The organism is Mesorhizobium sp. WSM4313, from assembly GCF_002294725.1.
Taxonomy (GTDB): domain Bacteria; phylum Pseudomonadota; class Alphaproteobacteria; order Rhizobiales; family Rhizobiaceae; genus Mesorhizobium.
In genome coordinates this window covers 934,417-952,838 of sequence record NZ_NSFT01000001.1, presented here as the reverse complement: position 1 = coordinate 952,838, position 18,422 = coordinate 934,417, and the positions used below count along the sequence as shown (strand labels likewise).

Genomic DNA, 18,422 nt, shown 5'->3' with positions numbered 1-18,422 from the left:
ATGGCAAAAGGTAAATTCGAGCGCACCAAGCCGCATGTGAACATTGGCACGATCGGTCACGTCGATCATGGCAAGACGTCGCTGACGGCGGCGATCACGAAGTATTTTGGCGAATACAAGCGCTATGACCAGATTGACGCGGCACCTGAAGAGAAGGCGCGCGGCATCACGATCTCGACGGCGCATGTCGAGTATGAGACGGCCAACCGTCACTATGCCCATGTCGACTGCCCCGGCCACGCCGACTATGTGAAGAACATGATCACGGGTGCGGCGCAGATGGACGGCGCGATCCTGGTGGTTTCGGCCGCCGACGGCCCGATGCCGCAGACCCGCGAGCACATCCTGCTTGCCCGCCAGGTCGGCGTTCCCTCGATCGTGGTGTTCCTGAACAAGGTCGACCAGGTCGACGACGCCGAGTTGCTCGAGCTGGTCGAGCTTGAGGTTCGCGAGCTCCTGTCGAAGAACGAGTTCCCCGGCGACGACATTCCGATCGTCAAGGGTTCGGCGCTGGCTGCGTTGGAAGATTCCAACAAGACCATCGGCGAGGACGCCATCCGCGAGCTGATGGCGCAGGTCGACGCCTATATCCCGACGCCGGTTCGTCCGCTGGACAAGCCGTTCCTGATGCCGATCGAGGACGTGTTCTCGATCTCGGGCCGCGGCACGGTTGTGACCGGCCGCGTCGAGCGCGGCGTGGTCAAGGTCGGCGAGGAGCTGGAGATCGTCGGCATCCGTCCGACCACCAAGACGACCTGCACGGGCGTTGAGATGTTCCGCAAGCTGCTCGACCAGGGCCAGGCCGGCGACAACATCGGCGCGCTGCTGCGCGGCGTCGACCGTGAAGGCGTCGAGCGCGGCCAGGTTCTGGCCAAGCCCGGCACGGTCAAGCCGCACAAGAAGTTCGTGGCCGAAGCCTACATCCTGACCAAGGACGAGGGCGGCCGTCACACGCCGTTCTTCACCAACTACCGTCCGCAGTTCTACTTCCGCACGACGGACGTGACGGGCATCGTGACGCTGCCGGCCGGCACCGAGATGGTGATGCCCGGCGACAACATCACCGTCGACGTCGAGCTGATCGTGCCGATCGCGATGGAAGAGAAGCTGCGCTTCGCCATCCGTGAAGGCGGCCGCACCGTCGGTGCCGGCATCGTCGTCACCATCAAAGAGTAATCGGTCCGGCTTTCGCCGGTTCGACAAGGAAAGGGCGGTCTTCGGGCCGCCCTTTTGTTTGAAGCAGTGCTGCCAGGCCCTTTTCAATTCTGTTGCAACCACCGGCGCCGCAACTAGTATGGTTGCACCGAGGGGCTTGCCAGACGTGGTTTCCACATTCCATTCAAAGACCATGCGGTGTTGGCGCGGGCTGCTTCGGCTGGGATTGGCCGCCGCGATGGGGCTGGCCGCCTTCGGCGCCGGCGCAAAGGAAGAGCCGCCGGACTACGGTCCGACCATGCGCTTCGTCGTGGTGCGCAGCAGCGCGCCGGGCTGCGAGCCGAACTGCCCGGAATGGATTTCTGCCGAAGGCACGATCGAGGCCGGCACGCCGGCGCTACTGAAACGCCTGCTGAAGACGCTCGGCGGGCGGCAATTGCCCATCGTCGTCAATTCTCCCGGCGGCAATGTCGATGCCGCGCTGCAGCTTGGCCGCATGGTCCGCAAGAACAAGCTCGATATCGCGGTCGGCATCACGGAATTTTCCGGCTGCTCGCCGGGGACGAAAAATTGCCGGGACAATGACGGCAAGGGTCAGCCCTATTCCGGCGTCGCTTACGACAGCGGTGCGATGTGCAATTCGGCCTGTCCGCTGATGTTTGCCGGCGGCATCCACCGCGTCGTCGGCGAATGGGCCTATCTCGGCGTCCATCAGATCACCACCACCTACCAGCGCGAAAAACTGCTCTACCGCACCACCTACCGGGTTGTGAACGGCAAGAAGAAGATCATCGGCACCAAGATCGTCAGCCGCAAGAATGCCGGCAGCTACAAGACCTATGAGATGAGCAAGGCGATCGAGAAGCGGCTGTCGGCCTATTTGAAGGAGATGGGCGTCGAGCAGGGCGTGCTGGCCGTGATGAAGGCCACACCTGCCAGTGACATCAGGCAGATCGAGCCCGATGACATGCTGGAGATGAAGCTCGTGACCAGCCTCGATTCGCTCGATCTGCTGACCGAGAGAACCATTTGCCAGCGCCATCCGGCACCGGCGAATTGTCGCGAGATTCCCGCGAACGGCGCGCCCGTCGCGGTCGCGGCAGTAGAGGCCGGACCTTCTTATACAGCGCCGGCGCCGCCGCCGACACCGCAAGCCCACGAACAGCAGATGCGTTTCGTTCTTGTTCGCGGCAGCAACCCGCTCTGCAATCCCGATTGTCCGGAATGGATTTCGGCGGAAGGCACGATCGCCGCAGATACGGCCGACAAGCTGCGCCAACTGCTCGACACGATCCGTGAGCGCCGGTTGCCGGTCGTAATCAACTCGCCGGGTGGAGATGTGCAGGCTGCGCTCGCCGCGGGCAGGCTGATCCGCGAGCACGGCTTGGATATCGCGGTCGCCCGAACGGATTTTCTCGACTGCGATCCGGGCGCCGTGGGGTGCGTCGCGGCCGACGGTCTCCATGCCGGGCTCACCATAGATGCCGGCGCCGAATGCGACGCCGCCTGCGCGGTGATGGTCGCCGGCGGCGTCCGGCGCCTCGTTGGCGCCGGTGCGCGCTTCCTCGTGCATTCCATGGGCATGGAAGACAAGGTCAGGGCCTATCTCGACGAGATGGCGGTCGGCTCGGGCTTTTTCGCCGCCATGCAGTCGGCCGAATATGCAAAGCACAGGGAACTCAGCCGGGACGAACTGAAGACATTCGGGCTGACGACCGGACCGCAATCGGTGGACGCGCTGACGGGCGCCACCATTTGCGGATCCGCACCCAGGCCGGACAATTGCCGGGCTCTTCCGTCCGCCGATGCCGAGGCGAAGGCGCCGGCGAAGCTGTAGATCAGGATGACGTTTCGGTGAATCGCCATCCTGATCTAACTCTTTGTTGGAGCATGATCTTCTCCGAAAACCGGTTTCCACTTTTTGCATTCGCTGACCTTCGGTTCGGGATCATGCTCTAGCTGCGCACTGGCCATCGAGGCAGGTTGAGCGGGGCAGGGCGCTGCCGCTATCTTGCTGTATGCACAGGGAGGAGCGGCGATGAGCGAGGACATCCCGACTTTGTACGAATGGGCCGGCGGCAGCGAGGCGCTGAACCGGCTGACCCGGACCTTTTATGACAAGGTGGCGGCAGATCCGGTCGTCGGGCCGGTGTTCAGGATGATGTCGCCGGATCACCCGATGCATGTCGCCGCCTTCATCGGCGAGGTCTTCGGCGGCCCGAAGACCTACAGCGAGAAGCATGGCGGCCATCGCGAGATGGTGATGCATCATCTCGGCAAGCATCTGACCGAGGAGCAGCGCCGCCGCTGGATCAATCTCCTTGCCGACGCGGCGGATGAGGTCGGCCTGCCCGATGACCCCGAGTTCCGCTCGGCCTTCATGGGTTATGTCGAGTGGGGATCGCGGCTGGCGAAGATGAACTCGAATCTGGGCGAAACCTGCGATCCCGAGACCGAGCCGATGCCCGCCTGGGGCTGGGGCGTGCCGGGCGGGCCATACAAGCCGCCGGCCGGCAAGTCGTAGGCGCGGGGGTTGTTTGGCGAACGCGATCGGTCGCCGGCGGTAATGGAATCCAGATTTCCGGCAAAGGGTTTCAAAACCACTGCAGAGTGCTCTTTACAGAGCGCACGGAAGCTTTTAGGAAGCGCCTGCGCCGAACAAGCGCATGCACGGGCATAGCTCAGTTGGTAGAGCGGCGGTCTCCAAAACCGCAGGTCGTAGGTTCGAGCCCTGCTGCCCGTGCCATTCCTTCAAGAGGGCAGGCATCCGGCAACCGCCCTCTCGATAGCCGAAATCTGCCTTTTCTTCCGCGCGTCTGCCGGCCCTTGAGGTCATCTACCTGCCGGCCCGTGTCGCGGGCCTGTGAATGGCAAAATCGTTGCGCCTTAAGACCAACGATGTAAGGTTTCGTCCCTAGCGCTTGACTGCAACCGCCGTTCTTAGGCCGTCGAGCAGGGATGTAACTCTCCCCTTTCTTGACGCAACGTAGGTGGTGGGTCTTGATAGCCAAGGGCGCAAAGAGCGACACCTCTTTCTGGTGGGAGGACAAAAATGCATCCCCTGGTCATCGACGCGAAGCCTCAACCTATTTCGATTGATCTTGCTAACGCCGCAGTTCTCGTCGTGGACATGCAGAATGACTTCGGCTCGCAAGGTGGAATGTTCGACAGAGCGGGAATCGATATCTCCGGGATTCAGCGGGCTGTCGGCCCTACGGCCAGAGTAATAGCTGCCGCTCGCGATTTGAGAGTGCCGGTTATCTATCTGAAGATGGGGTATTATTCCGACCTCTCGGACCTCGGAACATCGGACGCCCCCAATCGTCTCCGACATCTCCAGATCTTTGGGGTCGGTGAGAGCATGATGGCCCCGGATGGCAGCGAGAGCCGGATTCTGATCCGCGACACCTGGGGAACGGATATTGTTAACGACCTCAAGCCAGAGGCAGGGGATGTGGTCGTCTACAAAACGCGGTTCAGCGGTTTCTACGAGACCGAACTCGATTCTGTTCTGAAAACCGCAGGTATCAAACACCTCATCGTGACAGGATGCACGACCAGCGTGTGCGTGGAATCGACAATTCGGGATGCCTTCTTCAGGGACTACCACTGCATACTGCTGACGGATTGCACCAGCGAGCCCATCGCCTGGGACGCATCAAGGAGCAATCATGAAGCCTCGATCACGCTCGTGCAGATACTCTTTGGATGGACATCGACGTCCGACGATTTCCTTAAGGCGATCGAGGAGCGAGTTCAGGGACGTCTTGAACTAGCCAAATGAGCTGACGAGGCGGCGCATCGCCACGATCCGCGCCTTCTCTTCCGGTAGCCACGTCGTCGACCCGAACCTGTCAAGATCTCCAGCCGACGGACCGGTTCCTCGCTCCTGGATTTAGGCTTAATCTCTGAAATCGTCATATGCGAGACCTTCAAGGCTCCGCAGCGGCCGCTCCGGCGTTGAAAATCGGCGGACGACTTGCCATATGGCAGGAATTGGGGCATAAGCCCCGTATAGCCGGGACGGGACGACTGGATGGTTCCGAGGCGGCGTTGAGACATAAAGCGGACCCTTGCCACTTGCGTGGATTAAGAATCGGTTTTATGTAGACAAGACAGACACGCGACGCGTGGAGCTGGGAAGCCGGCTTTACGCGTCTGATTTGCGTGGGTGAAATAGCGGCGCTGATTCGCGCCGCATGGAGCCCAGGCGTCCCGGTCAGCGGGATCATCCAGGAGGCCCGGCCAACGGGTCTCGAAAACAGGCGGCGCATGGCTTCGAAAACCACTAATCCCTTCACCTTTCTGCAGCAGGTTCGCGCGGAGACGGCCAAGGTGACATGGCCTTCGCGGCGCGAAACCATGATCTCGACCGTGATGGTCCTGATATTCGCGGTGATCGCGATGCTGTTCTTCTTCGCTGCCGATATTCTGATGGGCTATGCGATCGAGTGGATCCTGGGTCTCGGGCATTAATTCGGCGGATTACGGAGAGGTCGTGAAATGACTGCGCGGTGGTATATCGTCCACGCCTATTCGAACTTCGAGAAGAAGGTCGCCGAGGACATCGAGAACAAGGCCAAGCAGAAGGGCTTGGCCGGGGACATTGAGCAGATCGTGGTCCCGACCGAGAAGGTCGTCGAGATCCGTCGCGGCCGCAAGGTCGATGCCGAGCGCAAGTTCTTCCCGGGCTACGTGCTCTTGAAGGCAAATCTGACCGACGCCGTGTTCTCGCTGGTCAAGAACACGCCGAAGGTCACCGGCTTCCTGGGCGACTCCAAGCCCGTGCCGATCACCGAGACCGAGGCGCAGCGCATCCTGAACCAGGTCCAGGAAGGCGTCGAGCGGCCGAAACCTTCGGTCACCTTCGAGATCGGCGAGGCGATCCGCGTTTCGGACGGTCCGTTCGCGTCGTTCAACGGCGTCGTCCAGGAGGTGGACGAGGAGCGGGCCCGCCTCAAGGTGGAAGTTTCGATCTTCGGGCGCGCTGTGCCCGTCGATCTGGAGTTCGGGCAGGTCGAAAAGGGCTGATCCGCATACCAGCGCCCGAAAGGGCGTCGGGATACCGCGCCGCAAGGCGTCGGGAGGCGGCGTGAACAGACGTCGCATGAACGGGTGGGAGGCGAAGGCGGCATAGCCGGCCGTCGGAACCGCACCACCAGACTGCAACCGCCGCGTTTCCCGAGTAACGGGGCCGGCATGAGAAAAGGCAGGAATAGAGATGGCTAAGAAAGTTGCAGGCCAGCTCAAGCTCCAGGTTGCCGCGGGCTCGGCCACGCCGTCGCCCCCGATCGGCCCGGCGCTTGGTCAGCGCGGCATCAACATCATGGAATTCTGCAAGGCGTTCAACGCGCAGACCCAGGAGCTCGAGAAGGGATCGCCGATCCCCGTCGTCATCACCTACTACCAGGACAAGTCGTTTACCTTCGTCATGAAGACGCCGCCGGTGAGCTACTTCCTGAAGAAGGCCGCCAACCTGAAGTCGGGCTCCAAGGAGCCGGGCAAGGTCAAGGCCGGCACGATCAGCCGCGACAAGGTGCGCGCGATCGCCGAGCAGAAGATGAAGGACCTGAACGCAAACGACGTCGAGGCGGCCATGCGCATGGTCGAAGGTTCCGCCCGCTCGATGGGCCTGGAAGTGGTGGGCTAAGATCATGGCAAAGATTGCAAAGCGTGTTGCCAAGAGCCGCGAAGGCATCGATCCGAACAAGGCTTACGCCCTCAACGAGGCGCTGCAGCTGCTCAAGGACCGGTCCAAGGTGAAGTTCGACGAGACCGTCGAGATCTCGATGAACCTCGGCGTCGATCCGCGCCATGCCGACCAGATGGTCCGCGGCGTGGTCAACCTGCCGAACGGCACCGGCCGCTCGGTGCGCGTCGCCGTGTTTGCGCGTGGCGACAAGGCTGAGGAAGCCAAGGCCGCCGGCGCCGATATCGTCGGCGCCGAGGACCTTGTCGACATCGTCCAGAAGGGCACGATCGATTTCGATCGCTGCATCGCCACGCCGGACATGATGCCGCTGGTCGGTCGTCTGGGTAAGGTTCTCGGCCCGCGCGGCATGATGCCGAACCCGAAGGTCGGCACTGTGACCACCGATGTGGCCGCGGCCGTCAAGGCTTCGAAAGGCGGCGCCGTCGAGTTCCGCGTCGAGAAGGCCGGCATCGTCCAGGCCGGCGTCGGCAAGGTCTCGTTCGACGTCAAGGCGCTGGAAGAGAATGTCCGCGCCTTCGCCGACGCGGTGACCAAGGCCAAGCCCGCGGGCGCCAAGGGCAACTACGTCAAGAAGGTGTCGGTCACCTCGACGATGGGCCCTGGCCTCAAGCTCGACATCGCGACGCTTGCCGCGTCGTAAGTGTCGGCCGATCGGGTAAGGCCGATCGCAAGGGCATGATCCTGAAAAGCGGGAACATGCTCCAGCAAGAAAGAATTCCGGACCGCCGATCCGTCGGCGGCCCGGTATCCCGGAAGCCGAAAGGTTTCCGGATATCCTGTCCGAGATTGCAGGCGGCCCAAAAGCCTTAATTCGATTGGGCCTGCATGAGACGGGTGAAGACCCGACAAAGGAGCCAAGCTCCAATGAAAGGTTCGAACCGTGTTTGCCTTTTGTCTGCGCACTATCCGGCGTGCCGGCTGGTGTGGCGAAAGGGGGCAGGATCCTCGAGCGTCGTTCGGGAGATCCGTTACTGGATGGCCCGGCCGGCAAAAGGCAACCGACGCCTGACCTCGTCAATGGGGCAGGGGTCAACTGGAGATAGGCAGTGGACAGAGCGGAAAAACGCGAACTCGTCACGGGCCTGAATGATGCGTTTTCAAGCGCTGGTTCAGTCGTCGTGGCCCACTACGCCGGTATCACCGTCGCGCAAATGAACGACCTTCGGTCGAAGATGCGCGCCGCCGGTGGCACCGTCAAAGTCGCGAAGAACCGTCTCGCCAAGATCGCTCTTCAGGGCACGGACTCCGCATCGATCATCGATCTGTTCAAGGGACAGACGCTGGTCGCTTATTCGGAGGATCCGATTGCGGCGCCGAAGGTCGCGTCCGATTTCGCCAAGGGGAATGACAAGTTGATCATTCTCGGTGGCGCGATGGGTGCGACCTCGCTCGACGCCGACGGTGTGAAGGCACTCGCCACACTACCGTCGCTCGACGAGCTGCGCGCCAAGCTGGTTGGCATGATCGCCACGCCGGCTACCCGGATCGCCCAGATCGTCAATGCGCCCGCGGCTTCGGTCGCGCGTGTCATCGGCGCTTACGCCCGGAAGGACGAGGCGGCATGAGGCCGTTCCTCGCTGTCAACAACACACGTTCGAACCTAGTGAAGGAATACAAAAATGGCTGATCTTGCAAAGATCGTAGACGACCTTTCGAAGCTGACCGTCCTCGAGGCGGCCGAGCTGTCGAAGCTCCTGGAAGAGAAGTGGGGCGTTTCGGCCGCTGCTCCGGTGGCGGTTGCCGCTGCCGGCGGCGCTGGTGCCGCTGCCGCTGCTCCGGCTGAAGAGAAGACGGAATTCGACGTCGTTCTCGCCGATGCCGGCGCCCAGAAGATCAACGTCATCAAGGAAGTCCGCGCCATCACCGGCCTTGGCCTCAAGGAAGCCAAGGACCTGGTCGAAGCGGCTCCGAAGCCGGTCAAGGAAGGCGTTTCCAAGGCCGACGCCGACAAGTTCAAGGCTCAGCTGGAAGCAGCTGGCGCCAAGGTCGAGCTGAAGTAAGCCTGTTAGGCGAGGGCGGACGGTCTCGCGCCGTCCGCCCCCTCCCTTGGACTGAGGGAGGGTTCTGTCACGCGAGGCGTTTGAAAACCTCTTTCCTGAGGGCCGAAAAGCGGCCTTCCGGAAACGGGTTTTCTCCCGTTTTAGCCGGTAGCCGCCAAGCGATTGGCCCAAGAAATTGGCAGGGGCGGCCGGAAAACAGATAGGGGCAGCCGCCGAGGCAGCCCGTTGGTGCAAGGCGAGCCGCGGCGAGGTTCGTCCCGAGTTTATAGCTAAGGAGCGACGATGGCCCAGACCCAGACTTTCAATGGCCGCAGACGCGTACGCAAGTTCTTCGGAAAGATCCCGGAAGTTGCGGAGATGCCGAACCTCATCGAGGTCCAGAAGGCATCCTATGACCAATTCCTGATGGTGGACGAGCCCAAGGGCGGCCGTCCGGACGAAGGACTGCAGGCCGTTTTCAAGTCGGTCTTCCCGATCTCCGACTTTTCCGGCTCCTCGATGCTGGAGTTCGTGAAGTACGAGTTCGAGGCACCGAAATTCGACGTTGACGAGTGCCGTCAGCGCGACCTGACCTATGCGGCGCCGCTGAAGGTGACGCTGCGCCTCATCGTATTCGATATCGACGAGGATACCGGCGCCAAGTCGATCAAGGACATCAAGGAGCAGGACGTCTACATGGGCGACATGCCGCTCATGACGTCGAACGGCACCTTCATCGTCAACGGCACCGAGCGCGTCATCGTCTCGCAGATGCACCGTTCGCCGGGCGTCTTCTTCGACCATGACAAGGGCAAGTCGCACTCGTCGGGCAAGCTTCTGTTTGCCGCGCGCGTCATTCCCTATCGCGGTTCGTGGCTCGACATCGAGTTCGACTCCAAGGACGTCGTGCACGCCCGCATTGACCGCCGCCGCAAGATCCCGGTGACGTCGCTGCTGATGGCGCTCGGCATGGACGGCGAGGAGATCCTGTCGACCTTCTACAACAAAATCACCTATAAGCGCGCCGGCGACCACTGGCGGATTCCGTTCAACGTCGAGCGTTTCCGCGGCCTCAAGGCCGTCGGCGACCTGGTCGACGCCGACACCGGCGAGATCGTGGTCGAGCAAGGCAAGAAGATCACCGCCCGCCAGGCACGTCAGCTCGGCGAGAAGGGTCTCAAGGCCATCAAGGCGACCGACGAGGACCTGCTTGGCAACTACCTTGCCGAGGACATCGTCAACTACGGCACCGGCGAGATCTTCCTCGAAGCCGGCGACGAGATCGACGACAAGACCCTGAAGGTGCTGCTCAGCACCGGCGAGGACGAAATCCAGATCCTGGACATCGACCACGTCAATGTCGGCGCCTACATCCGCAACACGCTCAACGTCGACAAGAACGAGAGCCGCCAGGACGCGCTGTTCGACATCTACCGTGTCATGCGCCCGGGCGAGCCGCCGACGCTCGAGACGGCCGAAGCCATGTTCAACTCGCTGTTCTTCGACAGCGAGCGCTACGACCTGTCGGCCGTAGGCCGCGTCAAGATGAACATGCGCCTCGAGCTCAAGGCCGAGGACACCGTGCGCGTCCTGCGCAAGGAAGATATCCTGGCCGTGGTCAAGACGCTGGTCGAGCTGCGTGACGGCAAGGGCGAGATCGACGACATCGACAATCTCGGCAACCGCCGCGTGCGTTCGGTCGGCGAGTTGATGGAGAACCAGTACCGCGTCGGCCTGCTGCGCATGGAGCGCGCGATCAAGGAACGCATGTCCTCGATCGAGATCGACACGGTCATGCCGCAGGACCTGATCAACGCCAAGCCGGCGGCCGCCGCCGTGCGCGAGTTCTTCGGTTCCTCGCAGCTGTCGCAGTTCATGGACCAGACCAATCCGCTGTCGGAGATCACCCACAAGCGTCGCCTGTCGGCGCTTGGACCGGGCGGTCTGACCCGCGAGCGGGCCGGCTTCGAGGTGCGTGACGTGCATCCGACGCATTACGGCCGCATCTGCCCGATCGAGACGCCGGAAGGCCCGAATATCGGTCTGATCAACTCTTTGGCCACTTTTGCGCGCGTCAACAAGTACGGCTTCATCGAAAGCCCGTACCGCAAGATCGTGGGCGGCAAGCTGACCAACGAGGTTGTCTACCTGTCGGCGATGGAAGAGGCCAAGCACTATGTCGCGCAGGCCAACGCCGAGCTCGACAAGAACGGCAGTTTCGTCGACGAGTTCGTCATTTGCCGTAATGCCGGCGAAGTGATGATGGCGCCTCGCGAGAACGTCGATCTGATGGACGTTTCGCCGAAGCAGATGGTGTCGGTCGCTGCGGCGCTCATCCCGTTCCTCGAGAACGACGATGCCAACCGCGCGCTGATGGGCTCGAACATGCAGCGTCAGGCCGTGCCGCTGGTGCGCGCTGAAGCGCCGTTCGTCGGCACCGGCATGGAGCCGGTCGTCGCCCGCGACTCGGGCGCTGCCATCGGCGCCCGCCGCGGCGGCGTGGTCGACCAGGTGGACGCCACCCGTATCGTCATCCGCGCCACGGAAGATCTCGATCCCGGCAAGTCCGGCGTCGATATCTACCGGCTGATGAAGTTCCAGCGTTCGAACCAGAACACCTGCATCAACCAGCGTCCGCTGGTGCGCATGGGCGACCGCGTCAACAAGGGCGACATCATTGCCGACGGTCCGTCGACCGAGCTCGGCGATCTGGCGCTCGGCCGCAACGTGCTGGTCGCGTTCATGCCGTGGAACGGCTACAATTACGAGGACTCGATCCTGCTCTCCGAGCGCATCGTGGCCGACGACGTCTTCACCTCGATCCACATCGAGGAGTTCGAGGTCATGGCGCGCGACACCAAGCTCGGGCCGGAGGAAATCACGCGCGACATTCCGAACGTTTCGGAAGAGGCGCTGAAGAACCTCGACGAGGCCGGCATCGTCTATATCGGTGCTGAAGTGCAGCCGGGCGACATCCTGGTCGGCAAGATCACGCCGAAGGGCGAAAGCCCGATGACGCCGGAAGAAAAGCTCCTGCGCGCCATCTTCGGCGAAAAGGCCTCGGACGTTCGCGACACCTCCATGCGCATGCCTCCGGGCACCTTCGGCACGGTCGTCGAAGTGCGCGTCTTCAACCGCCACGGCGTGGAGAAGGACGAGCGCGCGATGGCGATCGAGCGCGAGGAGATCGAGCGTCTGGCCAAGGACCGCGACGACGAGCAGGCGATCCTTGACCGCAACGTCTATGCGCGTCTTTCCGACGTGCTGGTCGGCAAGGAGGCGATCGCCGGACCGAAGGGCTTCAAGAAGGGCTCGAAGCTGTCGAAGGACACGCTCGACGAGTATCCGCGTTCGCAGTGGTGGCAGTTCGCCGTGGAGAACGAGAAGCTCCAGGGCGAGCTCGAGGCTCTGCGCGGCCAGTATGACGAGTCCAAGAAGGCGCTCGAGCAGCGCTTCATGGACAAGGTCGAGAAGGTGCAGCGCGGCGACGAAATGCCTCCGGGCGTCATGAAGATGGTCAAGGTCTTCGTGGCGGTGAAGCGCAAGATGCAGCCGGGCGACAAGATGGCCGGCCGTCACGGCAACAAGGGTGTCGTGTCGCGCATCGTTCCGGTCGAGGACATGCCTTTCCTCGAGGACGGAACGCATGCCGATATCGTGCTCAACCCGCTGGGTGTGCCGAGCCGCATGAATGTCGGCCAGATCCTGGAAACGCATCTGGGCTGGGCTTGCGCCGGCATGGGCAGGAAGATCGGCGAGCTGATCGACGCGTACAAGGGTGGCGGCGACATCAAGCCGCTGCGCAAGACGCTGGAAAGCTTCATGCCGGCCAATGACCGCAACGAGCCGATCCGCGAGTATGACGACGAGAGCATCGTTCGCCTGAGCGAGCAGATGCGCCGCGGCGTCTCGATCGCGACACCGGTGTTCGACGGCGCGCATGAGGCCGACATCAACACCATGCTGGAGCAGGCTGGCCTGCACACCAGCGGTCAGTCGCAGCTCTATGACGGCCGCACCGGCGAGCCGTTCGATCGCAAGGTGACGATGGGCTATATCTATATGCTCAAGCTGCATCACCTGGTGGACGACAAGATCCACGCGCGTTCGATCGGTCCGTACTCGCTCGTCACCCAGCAGCCGCTGGGCGGCAAGGCGCAGTTCGGCGGCCAGCGCTTCGGCGAAATGGAAGTCTGGGCGCTCGAAGCCTACGGCGCGGCCTACACGCTGCAGGAAATGCTGACGGTGAAGTCGGACGACGTCGCCGGCCGCACCAAGGTCTACGAGGCGATCGTGCGCGGCGACGACACGTTCGAGGCGGGCATCCCCGAGAGCTTCAACGTTCTCGTCAAGGAAATGCGCTCGCTCGGCCTCAATGTGGAGCTGGAGAACACCCAGGTCGAAGAGACCCCGACGCGTCTGCCCGACGCGGCCGAGTAAGGCACCGGCGCGCGCCGCGTCATAAGCGCGGCGCGCCCTGAGCATGATCCCGAGAAGCGGTCACCGGTTTTCGGCCGAGACCATGCTCAACCAAGAAGTCTTCGGCCGGTTCGACCGGCCAGTCTGCGGACATTTCGTCCGCGATCGATGCAAGGGGTTATCGAGGACCCCGAAAAGGAGAACGGCATGAACCAAGAGGTCATGAATCTCTTCAACCCGCAGGCGCCTGCGCAGGTGTTCGATTCCATCCGGATCTCGCTTGCCAGCCCAGAGAAGATTCTGTCCTGGTCGTTCGGCGAGATCAAGAAGCCGGAGACCATCAACTACCGCACCTTCAAGCCGGAGCGTGACGGCCTGTTCTGCGCGCGCATTTTTGGTCCGATCAAGGACTATGAGTGCCTGTGCGGCAAGTACAAGCGCATGAAGTACAAGGGCGTCATCTGCGAAAAGTGCGGCGTCGAAGTCACGCTGTCGCGCGTTCGCCGCGAGCGCATGGGCCATATCGAGCTCGCCGCGCCCGTCGCCCATATCTGGTTCCTGAAGTCGCTGCCTTCGCGCATCGGCACGCTGCTCGACATGACGCTCAAGGATATCGAGCGCGTGCTCTACTTCGAGAACTACATCGTTACCGAGCCGGGCCTCACCGCGCTGAAGGAGAACCAGCTCCTCAGCGAGGAAGAGTACATGATTGCCGTCGACGAGTACGGCGAGGACTCTTTCACCGCCATGATCGGCGCCGAGGCCATTCATGACCTTCTGGCCGGCATGGACCTGGAGAAGATTGCCGGCGACCTGCGTTCGGAGCTGGCCTCGACCACGTCCGAGCTCAAGCAGAAGAAATACCTGAAGCGGCTCAAGGTCGTCGAGAACTTCATGGAATCCGGCAACCGTCCGGAATGGATGATCATGAAGGTGGTTCCGGTGATCCCGCCGGACCTGCGCCCGCTTGTCCCGCTGGACGGCGGCCGCTTCGCCACGTCGGACCTCAACGACCTCTACCGCCGCGTCATCAACCGCAACAACCGCCTGAAGCGGCTGATCGAGCTGCGCGCGCCCGGCATCATCGTGCGCAACGAAAAGCGCATGCTGCAGGAAGCCGTCGATGCGCTGTTCGACAACGGCCGTCGCGGCCGCGTCATCACCGGCGCCAACAAGCGTCCGCTGAAGTCGCTGTCCGACATGCTGAAGGGCAAGCAGGGCCGGTTCCGCCAGAACCTGCTCGGCAAGCGCGTCGACTATTCCGGCCGCTCGGTCATCGTGACCGGTCCGGAGCTCAAGCTGCATCAGTGCGGCCTGCCGAAGAAGATGGCGCTGGAGCTCTTCAAGCCCTTCATCTACGCCCGCCTCGACGCCAAGGGTTTCTCCTCGACCGTCAAGCAGGCGAAGAAGCTGGTTGAGAAGGAGCGTCCGGAGGTTTGGGATATCCTCGACGAGGTCATCCGCGAGCATCCGGTGCTCTTGAACCGGGCGCCGACGCTGCACCGCCTCGGCATCCAGGCGTTCGAGCCGATCTTGATCGAAGGCAAGGCGATCCAGCTGCACCCGCTGGTCTGCACCGCCTTCAACGCCGACTTCGACGGCGACCAGATGGCGGTCCATGTGCCGCTGTCCCTGGAAGCGCAGCTTGAAGCCCGCGTGCTGATGATGTCGACCAACAACATCCTGCACCCGGCCTCCGGCGCGCCGATCATCGTGCCGTCGCAGGACATGGTTCTCGGTCTCTACTATCTCTCGATCGTCAACCAGAACGAGCCGGGCGAAGGCATGATGTTTGCCGACATGGGCGAGCTCCAGCATGCGCTGGAGACCAAGGCCGTGACGCTGCACGCCAAGATCAAGGGCCGCTTCCGCAGCGTCGACGCGGAAGGCAACGTCGTGTCGAAGATCTACGACACCACGCCTGGCCGCATGATCATCGGCGAGCTTCTGCCGAAGAACGTCAACGTGCCGTATGAGACCGCCAACCAGGAGATGACCAAGAAGAACATCTCCAAGATGATCGACACCGTCTACCGCCACTGCGGTCAGAAGGAGACGGTCATCTTCTGCGACCGCATCATGGCGCTCGGCTTTGCGCACGCCTGCCGTGCCGGCATTTCGTTCGGCAAGGACGACATGCTCATCCCGGACACCAAGCTGAAGCTCGTTTCCGACACCGAGGCGTTGGCCAAGGAATACGAGCAGCAGTACAATGACGGCCTGATCACGCAGGGCGAGAAGTACAACAAGGTCGTCGACGCCTGGGCCAAGTGCTCGGAGAAGGTCGCCGACGAGATGATGGCGCGCATCAAGGCGGTGGAGTTCGAGGACAACGGGCGTCAGAAGCCGATGAACTCGATCTACATGATGTCGCATTCGGGTGCGCGCGGTTCGCCCACCCAGATGCGTCAGCTCGCCGGCATGCGTGGCCTGATGGCCAAGCCCTCGGGTGAGATCATCGAGACGCCGATCATCTCGAACTTCAAGGAAGGCCTCACCGTGCTCGAGTATTTCAACTCGACCCACGGCGCCCGCAAGGGTCTGGCCGACACCGCCTTGAAGACGGCGAACTCGGGTTACCTCACCCGCCGCCTCGTCGACGTGGCGCAGGACTGCATCGTCAACTCCGTGGATTGCGGCACCGACAAGGGCCTCACCATGCAGCCGATCGTCGATGCCGGTCAGATCGTTGCCTCGGTCGGCCAGCGCGTGCTGGGCCGCACTTCGCTCGACGACATCAATCATCCGGTCACCGGCGATCTGCTGGTCAAGGCCGGAACGTTGATGGACGAGCGCGATGTGGAGCAGATCGAGAAGGCCGGCGTGCAGTCGGTCCGCATCCGTTCGGCGCTGACCTGCGAGGTCAGGACCGGTGTGTGCGCGGTCTGCTACGGTCGCGACCTGGCCCGCGGTACCCCCGTCAACCAGGGCGAGGCCGTCGGCGTCATCGCGGCGCAGTCGATCGGCGAGCCGGGCACCCAGCTCACCATGCGTACCTTCCACATGGGCGGCACGGCGCAGGTGGTGGATTCCTCGTTCCTTGAAGCCTCCTATGAGGGCAAGGTGCAGATCCGCAACCGCAACGTGGTCCGCAACTCGGAAGGCCAGCAGATGGTCATGGGCCGCAACATGGCGGTGCTCATCCTCGATGAGACCGGCAAGGAGCGCGCCACGCACCGCGTCGCCTATGGTTCGCGTATTTTCGTGGACGATGGCGACAAGGTGAAGCGCGGCCAGCGTATCGCCGAGTGGGATCCCTATACCCGCCCGATCCTCACCGAAATCGAGGGCAGGGTGGCGTTCGAGGATCTGGTCGACGGCATCTCCGTGCAGGAAACGGCCGACGAGTCGACCGGCATCACCAAGCGCGAGGTCATCGACTGGCGTTCGACGCCGCGCGGCAACGACCTGAAGCCCGCGATCGCCATCCAGGACGCCAAGGGCAAGGTCGGCAAGCTGTCGAAGGGCGGCGATGCACGCTTCCTGCTCTCGGTCGAGGCCATCCTCTCGGTCGAGCCGGGCGCACATGTGAAGCCTGGCGACGTGCTGGCGCGTATCCCGATGGAAAGCGCCAAGACCAAGGACATCACCGGTGGTCTGCCGCGCGTTGCGGAACTGTTCGAGGCTCGCCGTCCGAAGGATCACGCCATCATCGCCGAGATCGATGGCACGATCCGATTCGGCCGCGACTACAAGAACAAGCGTCGCATCATCATCGAGCCGCATGACTCGACGCTCGAGCCGGTGGAGTACCTGATCCCGAAGGGCAAGCCGTTCCACCTCCAGGACGGCGACGTCATCGAGAAGGGCGACTACATCCTCGACGGCAATCCGGCGCCGCACGACATCCTGGCGATCAAGGGCGTGGAGGCGCTTGCCTCCTATCTCGTCAACGAGATCCAGGAGGTTTACCGTCTGCAGGGCGTGTCGATCAACGACAAGCACATCGAGGTGATCGTTCGCCAGATGCTGCAGAAGGTCGAGATCACCACGCAGGGCGATTCGACCTACATCCCGGGAGACCACGTCGATGTGATCGAACTGGAGGAGGTCAACGAGCGCCTGATCGAGGACGGCAAGAAGCCGGCCGAAGGTCAGCCGGTGCTGCTTGGCATCACCAAGGCCTCGCTGCAGACGCCGTCCTTCATCTCGGCCGCCTCCTTCCAGGAGACGACCAGGGTGCTCACCGAGGCTGCGGTTGCCGGCAAGACCGACATGCTGCAGGGCCTGAAGGAAAACGTCATCGTCGGCCGTCTGATCCCGGCCGGCACGGGCGGCACGATGAGCCAGATAAGGCGCATCGCCACCTCGCGCGACGAGCTCATCATCGACGAGCGCCGCAAGGCCTCCGGTGTAGAGGTCGCCGAGCCGATGCTGACCGACATGGTCAACGCCGCGCAGTAAGGCGATGAAATGAGAAAACAAGAAAAGGGGCCCGCGCGGCCCCTTTTCGCATTTTGGCTTGATGCAACGAGGAAGAGCTATGAGCAGCAAGACCTGGACGGCTGTCGACGACTACATCGTTTCCTCCCTTTTCGAAGCGGACCCCGTGCTGGATGCCACACTGGCGGCCAACCGCGACCATGGCCTGCCGGCGATCGACGTCTCGGCCGCGCAGGGCAAACTGCTGTCGCTGCTGGTGCGTATTCGCGGCGCCAAGAAGGTGCTGGAGGTCGGCACGCTTGGCGGCTACTCGACCATCTGGATGGCAAGGGGATTGCCGGCGGACGGCAAGGTGGTGACGCTGGAGCTCGATCCGCACCACGCCAAGGTCGCGCGTTCGAACTTCGAGCGGGCAGGGGTTTCAGACAAGATCGACCTGCGGGTCGGTCCAGCGCTGCAATCGCTTGCCGCGCTGGCAGGCGAAAATGCCGGTCCGTTCGACCTGATCTTCATCGACGCCGACAAGCCGAACAACCCGAATTATCTCGACTGGGCGATGAAACTCTCGCGCTCAGGCACGGTCATCGTCTGCGACAACGTCATCCGCGACGGCGCGGTCGTGAAAAGGAACAGCGGCGACGCCAATGTCGAAGGCGCTCGCGCCGCTTTTTCGTTCATCGGCGGCGAGAAGCGGCTGGACGGCACCGCCATCCAGACCGTCGGCGCCAAGGGCTATGACGGATTTACCATCGCGATCGTAGAATGAGGATGCC

The 18,422-nt window shown here is 62.6% G+C and carries 13 protein-coding genes and 1 tRNA gene; all 14 read left to right on the top strand.

Features of this window, described 5'->3' with window-relative positions; translation table 11 throughout:
* On the top strand, positions 1–1,176 hold a 1,176-nt coding region (tuf, locus tag CK219_RS04745; protein ID WP_095765516.1), incomplete at its 5' end, for an elongation factor Tu.
* A gap of 217 nt (positions 1,177–1,393) precedes the next feature.
* Positions 1,394–2,992 carry a hypothetical protein gene (locus CK219_RS04740; protein ID WP_245340382.1) on the top strand — a complete coding sequence of 533 codons (1,599 nt, stop codon included), beginning with the start codon at positions 1,394–1,396 and terminating at the stop codon, positions 2,990–2,992.
* Between the two features lie 201 nt (positions 2,993–3,193).
* Positions 3,194–3,679 carry a group II truncated hemoglobin gene (locus CK219_RS04735; RefSeq protein WP_095765527.1) on the top strand — a complete coding sequence of 162 codons (486 nt, stop codon included), beginning with the start codon at positions 3,194–3,196 and terminating at the stop codon, positions 3,677–3,679.
* A gap of 146 nt (positions 3,680–3,825) precedes the next feature.
* Positions 3,826–3,901 (top strand) — tRNA-Trp (locus tag CK219_RS04730).
* A 306-nt stretch (positions 3,902–4,207) separates the two neighbouring features.
* The gene (locus CK219_RS04725) at positions 4,208–4,939 is read left to right on the top strand and encodes a cysteine hydrolase (RefSeq protein ID WP_095765526.1); all 732 of its coding nucleotides are present in this window, start codon (positions 4,208–4,210) and stop codon (positions 4,937–4,939) included.
* Positions 4,940–5,427: 488 nt separating this feature from the next.
* Positions 5,428–5,631, top strand: a complete 204-nt coding sequence (secE, locus tag CK219_RS04720) for a preprotein translocase subunit SecE (RefSeq protein WP_095765634.1) — start codon at positions 5,428–5,430, stop codon at positions 5,629–5,631.
* A gap of 27 nt (positions 5,632–5,658) precedes the next feature.
* Positions 5,659–6,186 (top strand): transcription termination/antitermination protein NusG, encoded by a 528-nt coding sequence (gene nusG, locus CK219_RS04715; protein ID WP_095765525.1) that lies wholly within the window; start codon positions 5,659–5,661, stop codon positions 6,184–6,186.
* 190 nt (positions 6,187–6,376) lie between these two features.
* The gene (gene rplK, locus CK219_RS04710; RefSeq protein ID WP_095765524.1) at positions 6,377–6,805 is read left to right on the top strand and encodes a 50S ribosomal protein L11; all 429 of its coding nucleotides are present in this window, start codon (positions 6,377–6,379) and stop codon (positions 6,803–6,805) included.
* Positions 6,806–6,809: 4 nt separating this feature from the next.
* A complete protein-coding gene (rplA, locus tag CK219_RS04705; RefSeq protein ID WP_095765523.1) occupies positions 6,810–7,508 on the top strand; it encodes a 50S ribosomal protein L1 in 699 nt (232 codons plus the stop codon).
* Between the two features lie 406 nt (positions 7,509–7,914).
* Positions 7,915–8,433 carry a 50S ribosomal protein L10 gene (gene rplJ, locus CK219_RS04700; protein WP_095765522.1) on the top strand — a complete coding sequence of 173 codons (519 nt, stop codon included), beginning with the start codon at positions 7,915–7,917 and terminating at the stop codon, positions 8,431–8,433.
* Positions 8,434–8,487: 54 nt separating this feature from the next.
* Positions 8,488–8,868: a 50S ribosomal protein L7/L12 gene (gene rplL, locus CK219_RS04695; protein WP_059189560.1), complete on the top strand. Its 381-nt coding sequence runs from the start codon at positions 8,488–8,490 to the stop codon at positions 8,866–8,868.
* A 282-nt stretch (positions 8,869–9,150) separates the two neighbouring features.
* Positions 9,151–13,287, top strand: a complete 4,137-nt coding sequence (rpoB, locus tag CK219_RS04690; protein ID WP_095765521.1) for a DNA-directed RNA polymerase subunit beta — start codon at positions 9,151–9,153, stop codon at positions 13,285–13,287.
* Positions 13,288–13,473: 186 nt separating this feature from the next.
* Complete coding sequence (gene rpoC, locus CK219_RS04685) at positions 13,474–17,670, top strand: DNA-directed RNA polymerase subunit beta' (protein WP_095765633.1); 4,197 nt, start codon at positions 13,474–13,476, stop codon at positions 17,668–17,670.
* Positions 17,671–17,749: 79 nt separating this feature from the next.
* Positions 17,750–18,415 carry an O-methyltransferase gene (locus CK219_RS04680; RefSeq protein WP_095765520.1) on the top strand — a complete coding sequence of 222 codons (666 nt, stop codon included), beginning with the start codon at positions 17,750–17,752 and terminating at the stop codon, positions 18,413–18,415.
* Positions 18,416–18,422: the final 7 nt, after the last annotated feature.